The 22,231-nt window shown below is 53.5% G+C and carries 17 protein-coding genes and 1 pseudogene; 14 read left to right on the top strand and 4 right to left on the bottom strand.

Annotated features, from left to right (window positions below):
* Positions 1-96: 96 nt before the first annotated feature.
* Positions 97-1,530, bottom strand: a complete 1,434-nt coding sequence (gene mgtE / locus ACX9GT_RS18080; RefSeq protein ID WP_473188060.1) for a magnesium transporter — start codon at positions 1,528-1,530, stop codon at positions 97-99.
* Positions 1,531-1,735: 205 nt separating this feature from the next.
* Positions 1,736-1,903 (bottom strand): YfgG family protein, encoded by a 168-nt coding sequence (locus ACX9GT_RS18075; protein WP_473188059.1) that lies wholly within the window; start codon positions 1,901-1,903, stop codon positions 1,736-1,738.
* Positions 1,904-2,336: 433 nt separating this feature from the next.
* Here ACX9GT_RS18075 and ACX9GT_RS18070 point away from each other — a divergent pair, with 433 nt between their 5' ends.
* The 11 genes and pseudogenes from ACX9GT_RS18070 (at position 2,337) to ACX9GT_RS18020 (ending at position 13,526) form a co-directional block, all read left to right on the top strand.
* Positions 2,337-4,574, top strand: coding sequence for a sensor domain-containing phosphodiesterase (locus ACX9GT_RS18070; RefSeq protein ID WP_473188058.1), 2,238 nt, complete (start codon positions 2,337-2,339; stop codon positions 4,572-4,574).
* Positions 4,575-4,900: 326 nt separating this feature from the next.
* Positions 4,901-7,243: pseudogene (locus ACX9GT_RS18065) on the top strand (type VI secretion system Vgr family protein).
* Positions 7,244-7,246: 3 nt separating this feature from the next.
* Entirely contained in the window at positions 7,247-8,065 is an 819-nt protein-coding gene (locus ACX9GT_RS18060) for a DUF4123 domain-containing protein (RefSeq protein ID WP_473188057.1), read from the top strand.
* A 24-nt stretch (positions 8,066-8,089) separates the two neighbouring features.
* Entirely contained in the window at positions 8,090-8,611 is a 522-nt protein-coding gene (locus ACX9GT_RS18055) for a DUF3304 domain-containing protein (RefSeq protein WP_473188056.1), read from the top strand.
* Positions 8,612-8,645: 34 nt separating this feature from the next.
* Positions 8,646-9,191, top strand: coding sequence for a DUF3304 domain-containing protein (locus ACX9GT_RS18050; RefSeq protein ID WP_473188055.1), 546 nt, complete (start codon positions 8,646-8,648; stop codon positions 9,189-9,191).
* 134 nt (positions 9,192-9,325) lie between these two features.
* Complete coding sequence (locus tag ACX9GT_RS18045; protein WP_473188054.1) at positions 9,326-9,868, top strand: DUF3304 domain-containing protein; 543 nt, start codon at positions 9,326-9,328, stop codon at positions 9,866-9,868.
* 34 nt (positions 9,869-9,902) lie between these two features.
* Positions 9,903-10,424: a DUF3304 domain-containing protein gene (locus ACX9GT_RS18040; RefSeq protein ID WP_473188053.1), complete on the top strand. Its 522-nt coding sequence runs from the start codon at positions 9,903-9,905 to the stop codon at positions 10,422-10,424.
* Positions 10,425-10,458: 34 nt separating this feature from the next.
* Positions 10,459-10,980 (top strand): DUF3304 domain-containing protein, encoded by a 522-nt coding sequence (locus ACX9GT_RS18035; RefSeq protein ID WP_473188052.1) that lies wholly within the window; start codon positions 10,459-10,461, stop codon positions 10,978-10,980.
* 2 nt (positions 10,981-10,982) lie between these two features.
* Entirely contained in the window at positions 10,983-11,120 is a 138-nt protein-coding gene (locus ACX9GT_RS18030) for a hypothetical protein (RefSeq protein ID WP_473188051.1), read from the top strand.
* 88 nt (positions 11,121-11,208) lie between these two features.
* Entirely contained in the window at positions 11,209-11,751 is a 543-nt protein-coding gene (locus ACX9GT_RS18025; protein ID WP_473188050.1) for a DUF3304 domain-containing protein, read from the top strand.
* Positions 11,751-13,526, top strand: a complete 1,776-nt coding sequence (locus tag ACX9GT_RS18020; protein WP_473188049.1) for a DUF2235 domain-containing protein — start codon at positions 11,751-11,753, stop codon at positions 13,524-13,526. Before ACX9GT_RS18025 ends, ACX9GT_RS18020 begins: the two co-directional genes overlap by 1 nt.
* Before the next feature lie 158 nt (positions 13,527-13,684).
* Here ACX9GT_RS18020 and ppx read toward each other — a convergent pair whose 3' ends face one another.
* A complete protein-coding gene (ppx, locus tag ACX9GT_RS18015) occupies positions 13,685-15,235 on the bottom strand; it encodes an exopolyphosphatase (protein WP_473188048.1) in 1,551 nt (516 codons plus the stop codon).
* Positions 15,236-15,245: 10 nt separating this feature from the next.
* Entirely contained in the window at positions 15,246-17,309 is a 2,064-nt protein-coding gene (gene ppk1, locus ACX9GT_RS18010; protein ID WP_473188047.1) for a polyphosphate kinase 1, read from the bottom strand.
* Positions 17,310-17,553: 244 nt separating this feature from the next.
* Here ppk1 and ACX9GT_RS18005 point away from each other — a divergent pair, with 244 nt between their 5' ends.
* Genes ACX9GT_RS18005 through pstB form a run of 3 tightly spaced genes read left to right on the top strand, consistent with a single transcriptional unit; the run spans position 17,554 to position 22,227 of the window.
* A complete protein-coding gene (locus ACX9GT_RS18005; RefSeq protein WP_473188046.1) occupies positions 17,554-19,728 on the top strand; it encodes an ABC transporter permease subunit in 2,175 nt (724 codons plus the stop codon).
* Complete coding sequence (gene pstA / locus ACX9GT_RS18000) at positions 19,725-21,377, top strand: phosphate ABC transporter permease PstA (protein ID WP_473188045.1); 1,653 nt, start codon at positions 19,725-19,727, stop codon at positions 21,375-21,377. The genes ACX9GT_RS18005 and pstA overlap by 4 nt, the downstream gene beginning before the upstream one ends.
* A 37-nt stretch (positions 21,378-21,414) precedes the next feature.
* On the top strand, positions 21,415-22,227 hold the full coding sequence (gene pstB / locus ACX9GT_RS17995) for a phosphate ABC transporter ATP-binding protein PstB (protein ID WP_473188044.1): 813 nt from the start codon (positions 21,415-21,417) through the stop codon (positions 22,225-22,227).
* Positions 22,228-22,231: the final 4 nt, after the last annotated feature.

Here is a 22,231-nt window from a genome sequence, read left to right as displayed (position 1 = left end):
TAGTACAGTGTGTGACGAATGCCTATTGAATGAATGATATTAAGTAACGTATTGGCGAGTTTGTTGACAGCCAGCACTTGTGCTGGCTGTCGGCTATTAAAGCAGGAAAATAGTGGCCAGACCAAGGAAAATAAAGAACCCCCCGGTATCGGTCAGCGCGGTAATCAACACGCTGGAACCCACCGCCGGATCGCGCCCCAGCTTGAGCATGGTCATCGGTATCACTACCCCCATCAGCGCTGCGACCAGCAGGTTCAGCATCATGGCCAGCGTCATCACGGCGCCCATTGCCAGATCGTCATACAGCAGGTAGGTGACTAACCCCATGATGCCGCCCCAGACGAAGCCGTTGATCACCGCAACGCCCAACTCTCTGAGCAGCAGCCGTGAGATATTGCCGACTTCAATCTGATGCAGCGCCAGCGCCCGCACGATCATGGTAATCGTCTGGTTACCGGTATTGCCACCGATACCGGCGACGATCGGCATCAGGGCAGCCAGCGCCACCAGTTGCGAAATGGTGTGCTCGAACAGGCCAATGACGCGCGAAGCGATAAAGGCGGTGCACAGGTTGATCGCCAACCAGGCCCAGCGGGTTTTCACCGCTTTGCCGACCGGGGCGAACACGTCTTCATCCGGGCTTAACCCCCCCATCCGACGCAGAGTGTTATCACTTTCCTCGTTGACCGCGTCAACGACTTCTTCGATGGTCAGGCGCGCCATCAGTTTGCCTTTGGCATCCACCACCGGGGCGCTGATCAGGTCATAACGTTCGAAAGCGCTGGCCGCGGCTTCGGCCTTATCTTCCGGCTGGAAGGTGGTGGGATCGCTGTCCATCAGCTGAGAAACCAGCGTTTGCGGATCGTTGAGCAACACCGCCGTCAGCGGTAATTCGCCTAACAGCGTATTTTTGCGATCGGTGACGAACAGTTTGTCGGTAGCGTCTGGGATGGTTTTACGCTGGCGCAGAAAACGGTGGACGGTGCCAAGTGAAACGTCCGGGCGGACCGTAATCAGTTCGAAATCCATCATCCAGCCAACGGTATCCTTGCCGTAGTGCACCATTTCCCGCACTTGTGTGCGTTCATTCGGCTCAAGCGAGGTGAGCAGGCGGCCCATCAGGTTACGTGGCAGGTACTGCGCCAGATAGGCCTGTTCATCGACATCCAGCGTTTTGAGCGCTTTGAGCAGGTCTTTATCGCTCATCTCTTCGATCAGGCTGTCCCAAACCGGCTCTGCCACTTCGACCAGCGTCTGGCCACGTTTGGTGGTATCCACCAATCGCCACAGCGCCAGACGTTGGTCTTGTGGCAATGCCTCCAGCAGGTCAGCCAGATCGGCGGCGTGCATGCCTTTCAACAGTTGGGTAATTTCGGCCGTGTGATTCAACAGCTCGTTTTGGCTGAGTTCTTTTTCATCCCCTGAACGGCCGAGAATGCTGTCAATCAACCCTTTGTTATTTAACAGCAGATTCAGGATACGCTGACGGTATTCAGCGACCTTTTTTACGTTATGCGTTGCGGTGGACATGGTATTCCTTAACGCTGACTGGGTACATGCGGTTCCTTTACGGCTATCTTTACAAGATAGAGCATAGCGTCGGTGGGCGTCATTTTTGTGAAATCAGCCTGGAAGTGAAGAATAAGTAAGAGGTCTGAATGTATGGCAGACGGCTTAATTATTCGTTTCCACGGTGATGAAAAGGGGAGATATTGTCGCAGTGCTGAATGAGAACTCACTGATTATACAAGCTGATTTTAGGGTTCTGCGGCAGTGGCGTCATGCTTTTTTCCTGATGATGGGGAATGGCGACGATGGCAGCATACAACAGACGGCTAACTAAAATGATAAAGCTTATTAGTAAGACGATCTTGGTCATGAGTCCGGTCGGTTTTCTTCTCATATTATCACCCGAATGTGTCAGTACCTGTTGTGGTTAGTTTTTAAATGTATTTAGTTATTGATATTCAATTGGTTAATGCTGTGATTCTATGCGGTGATGACAAAAGATGTCTATTTATTTCCATTTCATTGAATCGCGCATTTAGGCTCTGTTGAGATATTGTTTGATTTTTTGTTGAGTATTAATAGGTTATTATCAGCAGGATAAAATGCTTGACGAACTTTTATTAACCTTTTCTCTTATTAATTGATTATGGTCAAATCTTGAGCTATCGCAGTGAATAGAATACCCGGCCATTCTTGATGTTGAGTCATCGAGACTCAGCCCGGCTTTATGAATGGTTCCGGAGTTGGATCGGATCTAACTCTTCTCTGCGATTTAAATTATGCTTAAGCGGTGAAATGAATCACGCATTAGCGGATACAGTGTCTTGATGGGTATTTTGAAGTTCTGGATTAATTTACGCGATCATTGGTGGGGGCAGCCTATTGTGCTGAGCCTGCTGGTGTTGCCTGTTGCCGGCTGGTTATCGCCGCGCCTTATACTGCCTGAAGGTAAGGTCTATCTGATCTATTTACCTTTGGCGGCCTGCTTTTCTTTGCTGATGGTCTATGACTGGCGCGCCCTGCCAGGCATTGGTCTGGCGATTATTATTCGCTATTCCGATCGTGCTGGGGCTGATCTCACGGTGATCATGGCCCTGTTCTATCTGGCATGCCTGAGCATTTGCTGGTGGGGCTATCGTTGCCTGTCTCAGCGCCGCTGGTGCGCGGGTTTCTCTGAGCTGAAACTCGGCAAGCATCGGCTTATCTGGCTGGTGATGATGCCCTCGGTGCTATTTATCTTCGGCCTGAAGTTAATTATCGGTCTTGATCTGTTGCCTGATGAGCTCGGTATGATGCCGGGAAACGGTATCAATCTGCATACGTTGGTTAATTTTCAGGCGGTACTGATCGGTTGCCTCTCGTCCATGCAGCTGTTCTATTTTGTTTTGCGGATCATTAAAAACCCCCGCTTTGCCAAGGTGCTGTGGGGGCGTATCTGCCGGCAGATCGCGCCGGGGGTTAAAAAGAGTGAGCTGCAACTGTGGTTTGTGGTGTTGAGCATACTGGTCTTTATTCTGGCTTATCACACGGCGGACACCAATGTTCTGCAAGTGCCGGATTACAGTCTGACATTGCTGTTACCCGTGATGTTGTACAGCGCCATGCGTTTTGGCTACCAGTTCAATGGCATTATCTGGGCTGCGACCCTGATGGTGCTGTTCTTTAATTATCCAGGCTACGTGCAGTGGAGCAATCTGTTACATAACCTGACGATGATCTCTTCGATGCTGCTGGCGTTTACGCTCAGTATTCTGCTGACTTCGGCGATACATACCCGCCAGCGGATGGATCATGCCAAAGCGCAGAGCGCTTCGCTGAAGGATCCGGTGATCGGTTTGCCCAACCTGCGGGCGCTGAAGCGCGATTTGGCGAAAACACCGCGTTCTACCCTCTGTTTTTTGCGCATCTCCGAGTTGGACTTGCTCAGCCGTAACTACGGTATGCAACTGCGCATCCGCTTCAAGCAGAAGTTGGCTGGCACGTTGCGCACGGTATTGGAAGAAGGGGAGGATGTCTATCATCTGCCGGGATACGATCTGGTGCTGCGGCTGAACGGTTCTAACGCCGAAGCCAAGGTGGCCATGATCCAGAGTACGCTGGAGAAATTCCGCCTGGTGTGGAATGGCCTGCCGATTCATCCACCGCTGGGTATCAGCTATTGCGGCGTGTACTCGGAAGTGGCGCATTTGCATTTGCTGCTGGGGGAGTTGAGCTTGCTGGCGGAAATGTCGCTGACTAGCGGCCGGGCGGAGAACGTGCAGAACGATCACCATGTCGCGCAGGAGGAGATCAAACGCAAGGTCGCCTTGCTGCATTGGGTACAGCGTTCACTGGATAACGACAGCTTTGTGCTGATGGCACAGCCGATTGTTGGCGTGCGTGGCGATACTTATCACGAGATTTTGCTGCGGATGTTGGATGACGACGACAGCATTGTGCCCCCGAGTGAGTTTATGCCGGTGATCCATGAGTTTGGCCTGGCCTATCAGTTGGACCTGTGGGTGCTGCGCCATACGTTGCAGTTTATGGATCAGAACCGGGAAGCTATGCCCAGCGCGCGTTTTGCCGTGAATCTTTCCCCCTCTTCGCTGTGCCGCCCGAGCCTGTGTCAGGACGTGCGCGATGCGCTGCAACAGTACCAGATTGAGCCTTATCAACTGGTGCTGGAAGTGACGGAGTCTCATCTGGTGCAGGATGTGAAATATGCCAAAAGCTCGTTAAAAGAGCTGCGTCAATTGGGATGCCGCATTGCGTTGGATGATTTCGGTACTGGCTACGCCACCTACGATCGCCTGAAAGAGCTGCATGTGGATACGCTGAAGATCGATGGCAGTTTTGTGCGCGGTATGCTGACCAATAAGGTGGATTACCAGATTATTTCGTCAATCTGTAAAGTTGCGCTGATGCAGCGGTTATCGATTGTGGCGGAATATGTAGAAACAGCGGAACAGCGCGATGTGCTGAAAAGCCTGGGTGTGGATTATATGCAGGGTTATTTCATCGGTAAGCCACAGTTGCTGGAGTCGTTGGTGCTGCCGGGTGAGGAAGAGCAAGATATTCACTAATCTTACAATTAACAGCCTGATTTTCAGGTGGCTAGCAATAGTGCAAGCTTAACCGTTACCGGTAATCATATAAGTTAGCCAAAATGGGTGGCAGATCGTTCGAGGCGGGTACTGACCTCCAAAATCTGCCATCCAAGATGAAATAGGCGTGTCTTGCCAAGGTCTATTGGCGTATCCGACAAAAATCAATGTGCGTCTATAACGTACTGACCTTTGATGCAATCTTACCTGAATTTATTGTGTTTATAAAACCGGCACCCTACAATCAACTGCCTGGAATATAAGGTTATACTCTGGCGCATAATGGAATAACAGGTGGCAGCTCTATGGACAGCACTGCGGCAATGTTCGGTTCTTCTCTATCCCGCTATACCCTAAATATCAACGACAGCCCGGTCAAACCGGATATCCTGTGTTTTCGCGGGCGTGAAGCCCTAAGCGCACCCTTTAGCTGGAATATTGAATTCACCACCCCGCAGGCCGATATTTCGCCTGACCAGGTGCTGATGAAGTACGCCAGCCTGCGGATGCGCAGCGGCAAGGTAGTGCACGGCATCATCACCGGGTTTGAGTAGCTTTCCACCTCTGCCGACCAGTCGCACTATCGTGTTGTACTAGAATCCCGTTTGGCGCTGCTTTCCCGCACTCGCCGTTGTGCGATTTACTAGAACCAGTCGGTGCCGGAGGTGGTGGAGCAGGTATTACGCGCGCACGGCCTTGAAGGCCCGGACTTTGAGTTTCGGCTGGAATGTGCCTATCCGCCGCGTGAACTGATTACCCAATGGCGTGAAACGGATTTGCAGTTTATCCAGCGCATTCTTGCGGAAGTGGGTATCTGGTTCCGCTCCGAGATGCAGGCGGCGACCGAGCAGGAAAAGCTGTTGTTTGCCGACCACCCGCTCCAGTATCAGTTTGATGTACAACTGCCCTACCGTGAACCCGCTGGCCTGTTCGATGGTGCGGAAGAGTCGGTGTGGGGCGTGCGCACCTGGCACCGTGCGGTTACGGGCGGGGTCAATACGCGTGATTACAACTACCGCACCGCCAGCACCCCGCTGGATGCGCAAGTACGTGTACGCAGTGAAGCGGCGACTACCGGCGAGCATTACCGTTATGCGGCCCCGTACCGTGAAGCGGGTGATGACGGCGCTCTGGAGCCAGAAGCAGAAAGCGGGGCGTTCTATGCCCGGCTCTACCATGAACGTGAGCTGAATAACGCCAGCCGCCTGCATCTGTTCAGCAACGCTTCCCACCTCACGCCAGGGCAAGTGTTGGAGCCGCAGGGAAAGGTGATCCGCGCATTGCAAGAGGGGATGGTTATCACCCTTGCCACCTTCCGCGCTTCGCGTGATTCCCGCCTGCATGTGTCGCTGTGGGGCATGCCCTATACCGAACGTTTCGGCTATCGCCCCCCGGAATGCCCGCGCCCGCAAATCCACGGCACCCTGCCTGCCCGCATCGAAAGCCGCGAGCAGCGCGATACCTACGCCTGGCTGGATGAACAGGGCCGTTATCGGGTGAAGCTGGATTTTGATCGTGACGACCGCGAACAGGGCTATGCCTACCTGTGGTTGCGGCAGGCGAAGCCTTATGCCGGTGAGGTTTACGGCTGGCATACCCCATTGATCGCTGGCGTGGAAGTGGCCATCGCTTACCACAATGGCGATATCGATTTGCCGTACATCGCCCATGCGCTGCACGATTCTGCACACCCAGACCACGTCACCCGCGACAACCACACCCGCAACGTCTTGCGTACTCCTGCCAACGGCAAACTGCGGATGGAGGATAAGCGCAATGAAGAGCATATCAAGCTCGCCACGGAATTTGGCAAGAGCCAGCTAAACACCGGTCATCTGGTGGATGCGCAGGATAAACCGCGCGGGAAAGGCTTTGAACTGCGCACCGATGAATACGGCGTAATACGTGTCGCGGAAGGGATGTTTATCAGCGCCGACGGGCAGGCCAAGGCGCAGGGTGAGGTGCTGGACATGGCGACTGCGCTGAAGGAAATTGACATCTGCTTACGCCAGATACAGCAACTCAACGCTGCCGCCGAACAGGCCGAAGCGCTGAAAGCGGATATCGACAGCCAGATAGCCATGTTTGAGCAGCGGCTGAAGCCGCTGAATGACACCCTGCATTTCTCGGCACCGCAGGGGATAGCGGTGACCAGCGGTGAGCACTTACAGCTTGCCGCCAGTAAAAACGTGGCTATCAATGCTGGGGGGGATATCAGCGTTGGCGTGATGGGCAATATGACCGCCCTTGCCGGTGACCAGTTGGGGCTGTTTGCCAGAAGTGGGCAATTGAGCCTGAAAGCCGGTGAAGGGCCGATAGAGATGCAGGCGCAGAACGGCAATCTGCGGCTGTTTGCGGAGAAGAAACTTACCCTAAGCTCAGCGGATGATATCTCGTTTGCCGGTAAGAAGCGCATCACGCTGATTGGCGGCGGCAGCTATGTGAAAATCGAGATGGGTAAGATTGAATACGGCACCACGGCGCAGTATGTGCGTAAGGTGAAACGCACGGCGAAGATGGGGGCGGCGGATATGCCGATCAACGTGCCGCTGCTTCCCGGTCAGTATCCTCCGCTTCAGAAGAAGGTCTGCATTGAGTGTTTACTTAACGCTATAAAAGCGAACGATGCCGTGGTGCAGGGAGCATAACAGATGGATATAACGGCATTACTTCAGGCCATACCTCAAACAGACGATTGCCATCTCTATTTATTGATTGAAGGTGGAGCACAAGCATCTGAAGGGTTTCAGGCGTTTTATACTGCGCATTCATCGGCCATGTCATCACTATTTCTCCACCCCCAACTCACCGATGCCAGAACTTACGGGCCTTGGTTGTTTGCGCTGGAGAATAAAGATCAGATCGGCGAATATCTGAAAAACACCCCCGGCATCGTCGGCGTTATTGTTTCCCCTCGTTTACTGGGTTCCCTGGCGATACAGCTTTCAAACGCCTGTACGATTATTTGCCCCGATAAGAGTACGGCGCTAATCCGTTTTTATAGTCGTCATGTGCTGAATACACTGGTGCAATGTCATGAACAGGAATGGCATTACTTCCTGTTTAAAGACATTGCTCAGTGGTGGACGCCCATAGAGGGAAACTGGCAGCCGGTCACCTTGATGCCATCGACCGTAGAAAATGCTAGAGAGCGTACCGTTAGGCTTAATGAGGAAATCTGGCAACAGATTGCGGACAAACCGGAGGTCAGTACGGTATTGGCACAGTGGCAGAAGATGCCTACGAGCCAGCATTTTCCGTCCTGTGCTCAGCGCGATATGGTGATTAAGGCGCTGAATAAAGCTCAAGCAGCCGGTTTAGACGCGGGGCCAGACCGCAAACTTTATGCACTTTATTACCTTAATGGTGGCAAGAGGGTACTTGAGTCAGAAGAGATGCAGGAGCCACTGCAAAAAGTCAGCCAAGGAAAAACCACATTGGCAAAGGTCCTGACTGATTACTCAGCCTAATAACGGCAGGATATAGAGAAATACATGGGATTGTTTACCCAACTGGAAAAGATTGATGGCGTAGTAACCCGTGGTTATGCCCGTTGGGGCAAACGGATTTGGGGTGGGGTGCTATTGTCCGTTGTTGTGTGGTGTGGCTGGCTTATCTGGGCATCGATCTGGGGGCCACCAACCGGCCCTGTCACGCTGATTATTCACAGTGAGATTGACCGCCCAATTTTGGGGTTTAGCGTCAATGGTGTGGCAGGGGCTAATGCGTTTGCTCATGGAGGAGGCGGTGCAACCTGTTGCGGCAGTATTAGCGGTGATAAAGCGGAAGTTATTTGGACTCTCGATATTACCCATGAGCAGTATCTTAAAGGTATGCGCCTTGAAACTCGCAAGGTTGTTATGCCACTGCCAGAAAGGAAGTGGGGAGAAAATGACTTGCACGTACATTTTCTGCATGGAGATAAAGTCCTGCTGGGGTGGAGTGATAATGCATGGTCACCTTATGAAAAACATCCTGACACCCAAGGTAAAGCAGGTGAGCTGGGGCATAAATAATGGATGTTGAAAGCCACAGGAAAGCGAGAAAAACATGGGATTGTTTACCCAGCTGGAAAAGATTGATGGTGCGGTGACCCGTGGTTATGCCCGTTGGGGCAAACGGATTTGGGGCGGGTTGCTATTGTCTGTCGTCGTCTGGTGTGGCTGGCTTATCTGGGCGTCGATCTGGGGGCCACCAACCGGCCCTGTCACGCTGATTATTCACAGTGAGATTGACCGCCCAATTTTGGGGTTTAGCGTCAATGGTGTGGCAGGTGCTAACTCTTTTGCACATGACAAAACGAATCCATATGCTTCTGGACCGGGGAAGTCAACCTGTTGCGGCAGTATTAGCGGTAATACTGCACAAGTTATTTGGACTCTCGATATTACTCATGAGCAGTATCTTAAAGGTATGCGCCTTGAAACTCGCAAGGTTGTTATGCCAATGCCTGAAAGGAAATGGGGCGAAAACTACCTGCATACCTATTTTCTACTAGGGGATAAAGTTCGCTTATGGTGGGGAACTGGGGTTATTAGCCCCAAAGCTGAAGATATGCTGGATATAACCAGGCCTGTTAATTCAAAAGAGCAATAGCCGTGGATATTGAAAGCCTTACTTTCGCCACAAGCTGTGCACAACAGGCAGAATACGGGGCTGGGAATGGCACGTTGGTTTGTATTGCTAGCTTGTTGGCAGTAGATAAATAGCCGCAGAGAAGCGAAAAAGATATGGGATTGTTTACCCAACTGGAAAAGATTGATGGCGCAGTGACCTGTGGTTATGCCCGCTGGGGCAAACGGATTCGGGGCGGGTTGCTATTGTCTGTCGTTGTCTGGTGTGGCTGGCTTATCTGGGCGTCGATCTGGGGGCCACCAACCGGCCCTGTTACGCTGATTATTCACAGTGAGATTGACCGCCCGATTTTGGGGTTTAGCGTCAATGGTGTGGCAGGGGCTAATGCGTTTGCATATAAAGAAAATCCTTACTCGACAAGTGGGGGGAAAGCAACCTGTTGCGGCAGTATTAGCGGAGATACGGCAGAAGTTATTTGGACGTTAAGTACCACACGTGCTCAGTATAATGCTGGGCTTCGTACAGAAACTCGCAAGGCTGTTATGCCACTGCCAGAAAGGAAGTGGGGAGAAAATGACTTGCACGTACATTTTCTGCCTGGAGATAAAGTCCTGCTGGGGTGGAGTGATAATGCATGGTCACCTTATGAAAAACATCCTGACACCGAAGGTAAAATAGGTGAACTGGGGCATAAATAATGGATGCTGAAAGCCACAGGAAAGCGAGAAAAACATGGGATTGTTTACCCAGCTGGAAAAGATTGATGGTGCGATGACCCGTGGTTATGCCCGTTGGGGCAAACGGATTTGGGGCGGGTTGCTATTGTCTGTTGTTGTGTGGTGTGGCTGGCTTATCTGGGCGTCGATCTGGGGGCCACCAACCGGCCCTGTCACGCTGATTATTCACAGTGAGATTGATCGCCCAATTTTGGGGTTTAGCGTCAATGGCGTGGCGGGTTCTAATGCGTTTGCTCATGGAGGAGGCGGTGCAACCTGTTGCGGCAGTATTAGCGGTGATACGGCGGAGGTTATTTGGACGTTAAGTACTACTCGTGCTCAGTATGATGCTGGACTGCGTACAGAAACTCGCAAGGTTGTTATGCCACTGTCAGAAAGGAAGTGGGGAGAAAATGACTTGCACGTACATTTTCTGCCTGGAGATAAAGTCCTGCTGGGGTGGAGTGATAATGCATGGTCACCTTATGAAAAACATCCTGACACCCAAGGTAAAACAGGTGAGCTGGGGCATAAATAATGGATGCTGAAAGCCACAGGAAAGCGAGAAAAACATGGGATTGTTTACCCAGCTGGAAAAGATTGATGGTGCGGTGACCCGTGGTTATGCCCGTTGGGGCAAACGGATTTGGGGTGGGGTGCTATTGTCCGTTGTTGTGTGGTGTGGCTGGCTTATCTGGGCATCGATCTGGGGGCCACCAACCGGCCCTGTCACGTTGATTATTCACAGTGAGATTGACCGCCCAATTTTGGGGTTTAGCGTAAATGGTGTGGCAGGGGCTAATGCGTTTGCTCATGGAGGAGGTGGGGCAACCTGTTGCGGCAGTATCAGCGGTGATATGGCGGAGGTTATTTGGACTCTCGATATTACCCATGAGCAGTATCTTAAAGGTATGCGCCTTGAAACTCGCAAGGTTGTTATGCCATTGCCAGAAAGGAAATGGGAAGAAAACTATCTGCATGTTTATTTTCTACCGGGGGATAAAGTTTGTTTATGGTGGGGGGCTGGTTTTATTCATCCAAAGGCAGAGAATATTCCTGATTTGACCTATTCCCCTAACTTAAAGGAGCAATAACCGTGGATATTGAAAGCCTTGTTTCCGCTGCGAACCGTGCGCAACAGGTAGAGGATGCGGGGCTGGGAAATTGTTCCCGGACTTGGTTCGTTGGTTTGTTTGATGGTGCTCGCCGCAATAATCCAAGAAAGTCCGATTGACGTTTATAAATGAAGTGTTAATGGGGTGCTGGTTTGTATTGTTAACTTGTTGGCAGTAGATAAATAACTACAGGAAAGCGAGAAAGATATGGGATTGTTTACCCAACTGGAAAAGATTGATGGCGCAGTGACCCGTGGTTATGCCCGTTGGGGCAAACGGATTTGGGGCGGGTTGCTATTGTCTGCCGTTGTATGGTGTGGCTGGCTTATCTGGGCGTCGATCTGGGGGCCACCAACCGGCCCTGTCACGCTGATTATCCATAGTGAGATTGACCGCCCGATTTTGGGGTTTAGCGTAAATGGCGTTGCAGGGGCTAATGCGTTTGCATATAAAGAAAATCCTTACTCGACAGGGGGGGGGAAAGCGACCTGCTGCGGCAGTATCAGCGGCGATACTGCGGAAGTTATTTGGACTCTCGATATTACCCATGAGCAGTATCTTAAAGGTATGCGCCTTGAAACTCGCAAAGTTATTATGCCGTTGCCAGAGCGAAAGTGGGGGGGAAATGATTTGCACGTACATTTTCTGCCTGGAGATAAAGTCCTACTGGGGTGGAGTGATAATGCATGGTCACCCTATGAAAAGCATCCTGACACCCAAGGTAAAACTGTCAAGCCGGAGCACAAATAATGGATATTGAAAGCCTTATTTCCGCCACAAATCGTGCACAACAGGCGGAGGATGCGGGGTTGGGGAACTGTTCGCGAACATGGCATGTTGGCTTCTTTTTTGATGGAGTACACCGCAATATTGAGCAGGATGCATCAGAGCAGCGTCTTAGTAATATTGCCCGTTTGTTTAGGGCGTTTCCTGTGCCGCAGCAAAATACGTCTTGTGAAAATTACGATGCATTCTATATTTCCGGACTCGGTACGCCATTTAATGAAGAGATGACTGAGAAAATTCATACCATTATGGATGGCGCACAGAGCACCGCACTGGATGATTTAAAAAACCAACCGGGTGAAATGGCTAAAGACGCAGGCATAGAGTTATTCAAGGGGGCTGATTGGTTTGAGGTATTGAAAGAGCAGGGGAGAAAACTCATCAGTCCCGCTGAGTGGAAAAAGCTCCTGGCCGATAGTGCTAAAAATGCGGCGAGGCGAGTCAGTATAGAGGCTACTCCTTGGCTGCGTGATAACCCTACTATTGCAGATATATTAGTAACGGGCGTAGATACTCGGATAGCCTCAGCAAAATTGCGATTTGAACGTTTCTTTGAACGAGCGAAATCCAATAGTCAGGTCCCAATCAAACTGATCTCCATTTCCCTATTCGGTTTTGATCTTGGTGCGACCTTGGCACGTAAATTTATCGACACCTTGCTTGAAGATATATGCGAAAAGCAAGGTGACAAATATACCTATCAGGGTATTGCGGTTGAGGTCATCTTTACCGGTTTGTTTGACTGTAGCCGCTACACTCCTGCCAGCAGTAACAATGGATTGGATTATTTTGTTTCCACATTCGGAGGGCCAGTAAGAGGGGTCAGTGACTTATTGGGTGAAAAAGCGATTGACCAGCGTTCGGCACTGCCAGATGCAGTCAAGAATGCGTTGCATCTGGTGGCCGCTCATGAAACGCGGGTCTGGCGTTGTCTCTATCGGTTGGGGGGGAATAAGGAAAAACACCAAGAGGAACTATTGCCTGGTTGTGCTGAGGATGTGGGCGGGGGGCTGAAGCCGGATGAACAGAAGCCGAGTGCAGAACTGTGTCGGGTAGCGCTACACCGAATGTACCGTGTGGCAACCATGGCAGGTGTTCCTTTTCCTGACTTTCAGACATTACGGCAGCGCTCTGAAACGGTCGCAAGCTATTTCCTGATGCAGGATGCTGTCGAGCGTAAGTCGGTTGGACAGTGGGTAAAAATCTATCAGCAGGCTATTCCCCAAAAAACACTCAGCGTTGGCGCGCAAAATGCGCATCTGGATAGCTATATTGACTGGCTGGGCAGGCAATTTTATCAATATCGTAGCCAATGCCAAAAATATGAAGAACAGCGCGGGCAGATTATGTCTTCCGCTGCAGCCTCAGCAGGATTGTTGGGCATTACACCACAGGCGCGACAGAGTGCCGATCGGTTACAGAGTGAACGTGATATTTTGCAAAAAAACTGGGGTTGGCTGGATGATATCCGCAGTGCTGCACTGGATATGCAAAACGACTTGGAAAGACATCCGAATGATAAACGTCTCTATATTGCACCCGAGGTGTATAAGCCCGCGCTAAGAAGGGCGAAGAAATTCCTTGATTACGCACATGCAGCCTATCAGGAGCAACCACAACCTTTGCCTGATGACAGTGCGCCACCAGAAATATATGCCTGGTTTGTTCACGATGTGCAAAAGGTGGATAAAGGGGCCAGAATTTCGCAGGATTTTTTCGTTGTACGTTCAATGGAGTAGCTAGTTTAGTCTTCCGCGTGTGGTAATGTTCAGCGATGCGGTGACCACCGCTGAACATTACCATTATACGGCCCCGCTTCGTGAAGCTAGCAATCACCAGCGCTGGAAACGGCACGCCATTATGAGCGGGAGTTCAAGAAGAGGGTGATACTTTGCCCTCATGCCGAACGCTGTTCGTCCTGCTCGCTTTCTTCTTCGATCATCAACTGCCAACCTACCACATCATTCCAATAAGCTTGTTCACGCTCAAAATCCAATTGCACCAGGTTGTTCTGCGCCAGATAACCGGCTGGGAAGCGCAGCGTCCAATGGTTATCGTCGGTCACCAGGCGCAATGTTTCTGGCGTAGTGGTGGATTGACGCTGATTGTTGAGCAGGGTGCTCAAACGCAGTAGCTGGATCAGCGGCAGATAGTATTTTTTCTTGAACAGATTCAGCCGTGGCAACTCTTCAAGTTTGATCGCTTTGCGGTGGCAGCGCACCAAGGCTGCCAGTAACCACTGTTGTTCCTGGTTGAAGCCGGGCAGGTTGGTATTTTGCAGGATGTAGGCCGAATGGCGATGCATACCGCTGTGGTTGATGCTCAGCCCAACCTCATGCAGCATGGCGGCCCATCTCAGCAGGGCTTCCAACTGCGGCTGCACCAGCTTGGTGTTTTGCGCCATCCATTGGGCGTACAGCAGTTCCGTGGTGTCCAGCACGCGTTTAGCCTGCTCACGATCGATATTGTAGTGATCCGCCAGGCTGGTGGCCGTGCGGCTGCGAATATCCTGATGGCGGAAGCGACCTTCCATCTCATACAGCACGCCTTCACGCAGCGCACCGTCGGAAAGGCGCAGATCGCGGATCGCCAGCGCATCGAACACGCCGCACAGAATAGCCAGCCCCGGCACGAATACCGATTGGCGATCTTCCGCCAGCCCCGGCAGGCTCAGTGCGCTGAAGTTTTTAAACTGTAAAACCTGCTCTGCCAGCATCTCCAGGCGATCCAGCGTGATCAGGCCGTCTTTTTCGCCCATCGCCACCAGCACTTCATGGGCCGCTTTGATAGTACCAGAGGCGCCCAGCGCGTATTGCCAGCCTTGAATACGGTATTGCCAGGCTAAGGTTTCCAGCTTTTGCGCTGCGGCCAGCCGTGCCCGTTTGAAGTTGGTTTTACTGATTTCCCCGTTAGGGAAAAACTGCTGCGCGAAGCTGACACAGCCCATGCGACGGCTTTCTGCCAGCAGCGGTTCGAAATCTTCGCCAATCACCAGTTCGGTGGAACCGCCGCCGATGTCGATCACCAGTTTACGGCCTTTCTCCGGCTGGGTGTGTTCCACGCCCATAAAGATTAAACGCGCTTCTTCCTGACCGGCGATAATCTCGATCGGATAAGGGATCACCTTGGCCGCTCGTTTCAAGAACACTTCCGCATTCACCGCCTGACGCAAAGTATGCGTGCCGACGATGGTGACGTTATCGGCCGGGAACCCTTGCAGCCGTTCGGCAAACAGCGCCAGGCAGGCCAGGCCGCGCTCGATGGCCTCTTCGCTGAGCACATTGTTACTGTCCAATCCATCGGCGAGGTGTACCCGCTGTTTTAAACGGCCCAATACCTGTAAAGCGCCATTCACGACGCGAGCGATCACCATGTGGAAGCTGTTCGATCCAAGGTCGATAGCAGCGATTTCCTGCGGTTTGTTGGCTGTAGTGCTTTTTAGCGGCATAGTTGCTGGCCTACTTTCCTGGTTGTTCCAGAGCTTTTAAATACTCATAAATAGCCACCTGCGCGCGCACCTTGCGGCGGTTGCCGCGTGGCACATACTGGTTGCTAAGTTCTTTATCGATATAACGGGCCTTGACCGTATCGCTGAACAGGATCTCCAGAATATCCAGAACGCGCTGTTTCAGCGTGGGGTCTAACAGCGATACCGCCACTTCGATGCGGTAATCTATATTTCGGGTCATCCAATCGGCGGATGAGAGATACACCCGTTTGTCACCTTTGTTGTCGAAAACGTAGACCCGGTCGTGTTCCAGGTAGCGGTCTACGATGCTGATCACCTGAATATTGTCACTGACTCCCGGCAGGTTGGGGATCAATGAGCACATTCCGCGTACCAGCAGGCGGATTTTCACTCCGGCTGCGGCTGCGGTATATAACCGATCCACCAGCCCCTTATCCACCAAATTATTCACTTTCAACATAATACCGGCGTTTTCTCCGGCCTGGGCGTTGACGATTTCGCGATCGATCAGTTCATACAGCATCCGGCGGGAGTTCTGCGGTGACACCATCAGATTGTCGAAGGTGACCGGCCGGTATGGGTTTTCAATGAAGTTGAAGACCCGACGAACTTCGTTGGTGATGCGTGAATCGGCGGTCAGCAGCGAGTAGTCGGTGTAAATACGGGCGGTTTTCTCGTTAAAGTTACCGGTGCCTATATGAGCATAGCGCACAATATCCTCGCCTTCACGGCGTGAGATCAGGAACAGTTTGGCGTGGATTTTAAGCCCTGGCGCAGAGAAGATGACGTGCACCCCGGCTTCCGTCAGCCGCTTGGCCCAGTGGATGTTGGCCTCTTCGTCAAAGCGCGCCTGCAACTCGACCACCACCGTGACTTTCTTGCCGTTGTGCGCCGCATGGATCATCGATTCAATGATGCGCGAGTCTTTCGCCACTCGGTAAATGTTGATTTTGATCGCCAGCACGCTAGGGTCGAACGACGCCTGGCGCAGCAGTTCCAGCACGTGCTCGAAGGTGTGGTACGGGTAGTACAGCAGCACGTCTTGTTCGCGGATGGCGTCGAAGCCGTTGCGGAATTTATCAAACCAGATATGGCGCAGGCGCGGCAGCGGGCGGTTGACCAGATTGGCTTTGCCGACGTTGGGGAAGCTGATGAAGTCTTTGAAATTGTGGTAGCGGCCACCGGCGATCACTGAATCGTAGTTGGAAATGCCCAGCTTGTTGCGCAGTAATTCCACCATCTCGTTCGGCATGTCGCGCTGGTAAACGAAGCGCACCGGCTCGGCGGTCAGGCGCTGTTTCAGGCTCGACGACATCAGTTCCAGCAGGCTGGATTCCATCTCGGTGACCAGATCGTATTCCGCGTCGCGCGTCATTTTCATCGAATAGGCGTTGAGGGTGTCGTAATCGAAGAAGCCTTTGAAAATTTCGTCCAGGCAATAACGCAGAATATTGTCCAGCAGGATCATTGGTTTGCGGCGGCGCGGCGCTTCCGGCGGCAGATTGACGAAGCGTGGCACCTTGTCGGACGGGATCTCCAGCAGCGCATAATCAATGCGTGTGCCGCGAATAATCTCCACCGCCAGATAGGTGTAATCATCTTTCAGGAACTGCACCAGATTGGTGTCATGATTGATCAGGATCGGCGTGATGTGCGGCCGAAGGTGCTGTTTAAAATATTGCTTCAGCCAGATTTGTTGGTTTTCGGACACCTGGCGTTCGTTGATCAGGAAGATTTGATTGCGCGCCATTTCCAGCAGCAGATCGTTGTACAGACCGTCGAATTCCTGATCGGTTTTTAACACCTTGGCCTGGATTTTTTTCAGCAAATGGCGCGGCATACCGCCCGAACCCTGTTCTTCGCTGATTAAGATGCGCCGTTTCAGCTCGGCAAAGCGGACTTTATAGAACTCATCAAGGTTATTGGAGTAAATGCCCAGAAACCGCATGCGCTCAATCAGGGGATTGCTCTTATCTGCGGCTTCCTGCAATACGCGTTCATTAAAGGATAACCAGCTTAATTCTTTGTCGATGTAGAGCTTTTCCTGACCCATTGCCACTCCAGTTCAATTTTAGAAAAGGACTCGGGACACCGCCCAGTGTCTTATTCATTATTGCGAGAGATCAGCCGGAATGTCCAACATATCTACGGGCTTGTGGCCCTCCGCTTGTACTGCATACCCGGCTACGCCAAGGAATAACGCCCGGAATTTTTGTCATGCAAACGTCACAAAACTGACATAAGATGCCCGGTTATCTTAGGGTGCAAGCCAGCAAACGGAGCCGACGGCGAGAGACATGGCACAGATAAGGGTACATCAACATCCCCGCGATGGTTTGCGGGCGTTCGTCGATCGTGGCGTGCAGGGCGCTGTCACCGCTACCGGATTGCTGGTGCTGATGACGCTGATGCTGATTTTTGTCTATCTGCTGCTCTCGGTATTGCCGCTGTTCAAACCGGTTTCCGTCGGGGTTGCACGTCCGTTGCCGATCGTTAACGCATCCCCTGCCTGGGTGATTGGCATGGATGTGCAGCAGCGCATCGGTTACCGCATTGACCAACAGGGCGAAGGCCGTTTTTATCGCCTGGTGGCGCAAGGTGATGCCAGCGCTGGGCAAGCGTTAGCGCAACAAACCCTGCTGAGTAAACCGGTATTACTGGCGCGGGCGGTAGGTGAGCGCGATCTGTTTGCCTTGGCACAGGCTGATGGCCGCGTGACGGTAACCCAGGCCGATTTTGCCCCCATCGATGGTAGCGAACCGCAATGGCGCTTTCCGTTAGGCCAGCAACCCGTGGCTTTTGATCCCCAAGGGCAACCGTTGGCGCTGCTGGCGCTGGCCGAAGCGCGTGGAGGGGTCACCCTGTTGGCGGCAGTCACCGACGATCATCGCTTACTGTTTGGCCGTTTCAGCCCTTCAGCGCCTGCACAGCAGACGCAACTGCAACTGAATGCTGCCGCGCAGCAGCTGTTGTTGACGCCGGATGGCCGCCAGCTCTATTTACTGACCGGCAATCAGCTGGCCCGCTATCAGATTGAGGGAGCGCAGCTATCGTTGCGCGAGACGCGAATTCTTGGCGAACACCCGCCTTATCACCTGACGCTGTTACCCGGTGGCAGCGCTCTGTTGATCCGCGCGGGGGATGGCAGTTTGCATGAGTGGTTCGAGGTAGAAAAGAATCAGCAACGCCAACTAACGCCGATACAGCAATTTGAACACCGGGCGTTGCCTAATGAACTGCTGGTTACTGAGCCCTATCGCCGGGTGTTTGCCTCATGGCAGCCGGGTGGGGCATTTGCGCTGTTTTCCAGCATTCAGCCGCAGCCGTTGTTGAATACTAAATTGCCCGGCGATGTGCAGCAGATGGCATTCGCGCCGCGTGGCGATGGCCTGCTGCTTGAAACACCCCAGGGTTGGCAACATTACGCCGTGGATAACCCTTATCCCGACGTCACCTGGCGCTCGCTGTGGCAGCGGGTGTGGTATGAAAATTACCCTGAGCCTGCTTACGTTTGGCAATCCACCTCGGGGGAGGACAGCTATCAGGCCAAATTCAGCCTGATGCCGGTGATCTTCGGCACCTTCAAGGCGGCAGGCTATTCCATGCTGTTTGCCGTGCCGCTGGCCTTGGCCGGGGCGATTTATACCGCTTGTTTTATGTCGGCCGGGCTGCGGCGCGTGGTGAAACCGGCGGTGGAAGTGATGGGCGCGTTGCCGACGGTGGTGATTGGGCTGGTCGCTGGTATCTGGCTGGCACCGCTGCTGGAAAATTATCTGCTGGCGATACTGGCTTTGCCGTTTTTGCTGGCGGTGGTGGTGCTGATCTGCGGCTGGCTTGTCAACCAGTTTGCCCCGCGCCGTTTGGCGCCGGGGATGGACTTACTGCTGTTGCTGCCGCTGGTGCTGTTGACCGTTTGGCTGGCATTTGCCGTTGGGCCATGGCTGGAGTGGCAACTGTTCGGTGAACCGCTGCATTACCGGCTGGGTGAGGGTTACGATCAGCGCAATGCGCTGGTGGTCGGCGTCGCGATGGGGTTTGCGCTGGTGCCGATTATTTTCTCGCTGGCGGAAGATGCCCTGTTCAGCGTGCCTACCGCGCTCAGCCGGGGTTCGCTGGCATTGGGAGCTACCCAGTGGCAAACCGTGGTTGGCGTAGTGTTACCTTCTGCCAGCGCCGGGATATTTTCAGCCCTGATGATTGGCTTTGGCCGTGCGGTAGGGGAAACCATGATCGTACTGATGGCCACCGGCAATACGCCGATTATCGACGGTAGCCTGTTCCAGGGCTTGCGTGCGCTGGCCGCCAATATTGCCATTGAAATGCCAGAGGCGGTGGTTGGCAGCAGCCATTATCGCGTGCTGTTCCTGACCGCACTGGTGCTGTTCATCTTTACCTTTATGTTTAACACCTTGGCCGAAGCCGTGCGCTTACGCCTGCGTGAGCGTTATACGCTGAATCAGGAGACGCCATGAGAAAGTGGATTAGCAGCGGCTCCCCTTGGATTTGGCTGACGGCCGCATCGGTGGCAGTCAGCCTGTTGGCGCTGATCGGCATTTTGCTGCTGTTGGCCGGGCAGGGGATGCGCTATTTCTGGCCCAGCCCGGTTTACCAGTTCGAATTGAACCAAACTGCCGCAGGATCGGTGACGGTGCTCGGTGAGCTTTATCAGCAACAGACGCTTTCACGCCGCCAATTGCAGGACTCCGGCGTTGCACTGCCTGCGGGAGAGGCGCAAAGCTTTACCCGCTATCTGATCAAGGTGGGCAACCGTGGAATCGAAGGGCAGGATTTCCGTACCTTACTGGCCAGCGATGTGCGCCAACAAACCGCGCCGCCTGATGTGCTGGTGCTGGAGCGCAATACTAATGGCACTGCCTACGGCTATCTGGCCGGAATGCTGGAGGACGGCCAACCGCTAACCGGGCGCGATCTCGGCCAGGCGTTGCAACAGCGCCTGCCGCAGATTGCTGCGCTTTCCCGTCAGGCGCACGAGATTCAGTTCCGCGACATGGCGCGTATCAACCAACAATTTGAAAGCCTGCGCCTGCGCGAGAAAGGCCTGCTGCATGATCATCAGCTAGATGAGCGTTTGCAGGCCTCGATCCGCGCCGAAAGGCTGGAATTGCAGCGCCAGTATCGGCAACTGGCCGACAAATTGCAGGGGCTGAACCGCGATCTGGAGCGTTCTGCCTTATTGTTACGCGACATGCATGGGCAAATTCATACTATTCCGCTGAGCCAGGTGCGTGATGCCTGGTATCCGAACGCCATGGGCAGCGGGCAGAAACTGGCACACTGGGCCGATCAGGTACAAAAGTTCCTGACCGACAGCCCGCGCGAGGCCAACACCGAAGGGGGCGTGTTCCCGGCGATTTTCGGCACCGTGCTGATGGTGATCCTGATGTCGATCGTGGTGATGCCGTTTGGCGTCATTGCCGCGCTCTATCTGCATGAGTATGCCGGTAATAACCTTCTGACGCGGCTGATCCGCATTTCCGTGGTCAACCTGGCCGGTGTTCCTTCGATCGTTTACGGCGTATTTGGTCTTGGCTTTTTCGTGTATATGATCGGCGGCACCCTCGACCAGCTGTTTTATCCGGCATCGCTGCCGAACCCGACGTTTGGCACGCCCGGCGTGCTGTGGGCGGCGCTGACGCTGGCCTTGCTGACGTTACCGGTGGTGATCGTGGCCACCGAAGAAGGGCTGTCACGTATTCCCGCCGCGCTGCGTCAGGGATCGCTGGCACTGGGTGCGACCCGTGCGGAAACGCTGTGGCACATTGTGTTGCCGATGGCGGCACCGGCGATGATGACCGGCTTGATCCTGGCCGTGGCGCGTGCCGCAGGGGAAACGGCGCCGCTGATGCTGGTGGGCGTGGTGAAGTCGGTGCCGGTGCTGCCGGTGGACGATATTTTCCCCTATCTGCACTTGGAGCGGAAATTCATGCACCTCAGCTTCCAGATCTACGACATGGCTTTTCAGAGCCCCAGCGTAGAGGCGGCGAGGCCGTTGGTGTTCGCGACGGCGCTGCTGCTGGTGCTGATTGTGGTGGGGCTTAATCTGGCGGCGATGGGGATTCGCCATTCGCTGCGGGAGCGGTATAAAGCATGGTCACAATAATTCGCTGGCGTAAGGTGGATACTTTGGGGAGCGCACAATGGGTTTGATGATGCCGGGCAGTTTACCGCGGCTGGATGTTCAACATCTTGCGGATGAGGATACCGCACTGGCGGTGAGCGGCCTGAATCTGTTTTACGGTGCCAAGCAGGTGCTGCACGATGTTTCCCTGCGTATTCCGAAGCATCGCGTCACGGCGCTGATCGGGCCTTCCGGCTGCGGGAAATCAACGCTGTTGCGCTGTTTTAACCGCATGAACGATCTGGTGGACGATTGCCGGATCGAAGGTGAGTTGCGGCTTAACGGCGAAATTATTTCTGGCCCCCAAGTTGAGGTGGCCGCGCTGCGGCGGCGCGTTGGGATGGTGTTTCAGCGACCAAATCCGTTCCCGAAATCCATCTACGAGAACGTGGTTTACGGCCTGCGGCTGCAAGGGATCCGCGAGCGGCGGATTCTGGATGAAGCGGTAGAACGCTCCCTGCGGGCGGCGGCATTGTGGCATGAGGTGAAAGATCGCCTGCGTGAGAACGCGTTCCGCCTGTCCAGCGGCCAGCAGCAGCGCCTGGTGATTGCTCGTGCGATCGCGATTGAACCGGAAGTGCTGCTGTTGGATGAACCGACCTCGGCGCTGGATCCGATCTCCACGCTCACCATCGAAGAGCTGATTTCTGCCCTGAAACAGCGCTACAGCGTGGTGCTGGTGACGCACAATATGCAGCAGGCTGCGCGGGTTTCGGACTATACGGCGTTTATCCACCAGGGGCGACTGGTGGAATATAACCATACCGATGGTATTTTCACCTCACCGCGCCAGCGCCGTACTGAGGATTACATCACTGGCCGGTATGGTTGATGGC

The sequence above is a fragment of the Serratia sp. YWN4 genome (assembly GCF_055790845.1).
This window is presented reverse-complemented; position numbering and strand designations above follow the sequence as displayed.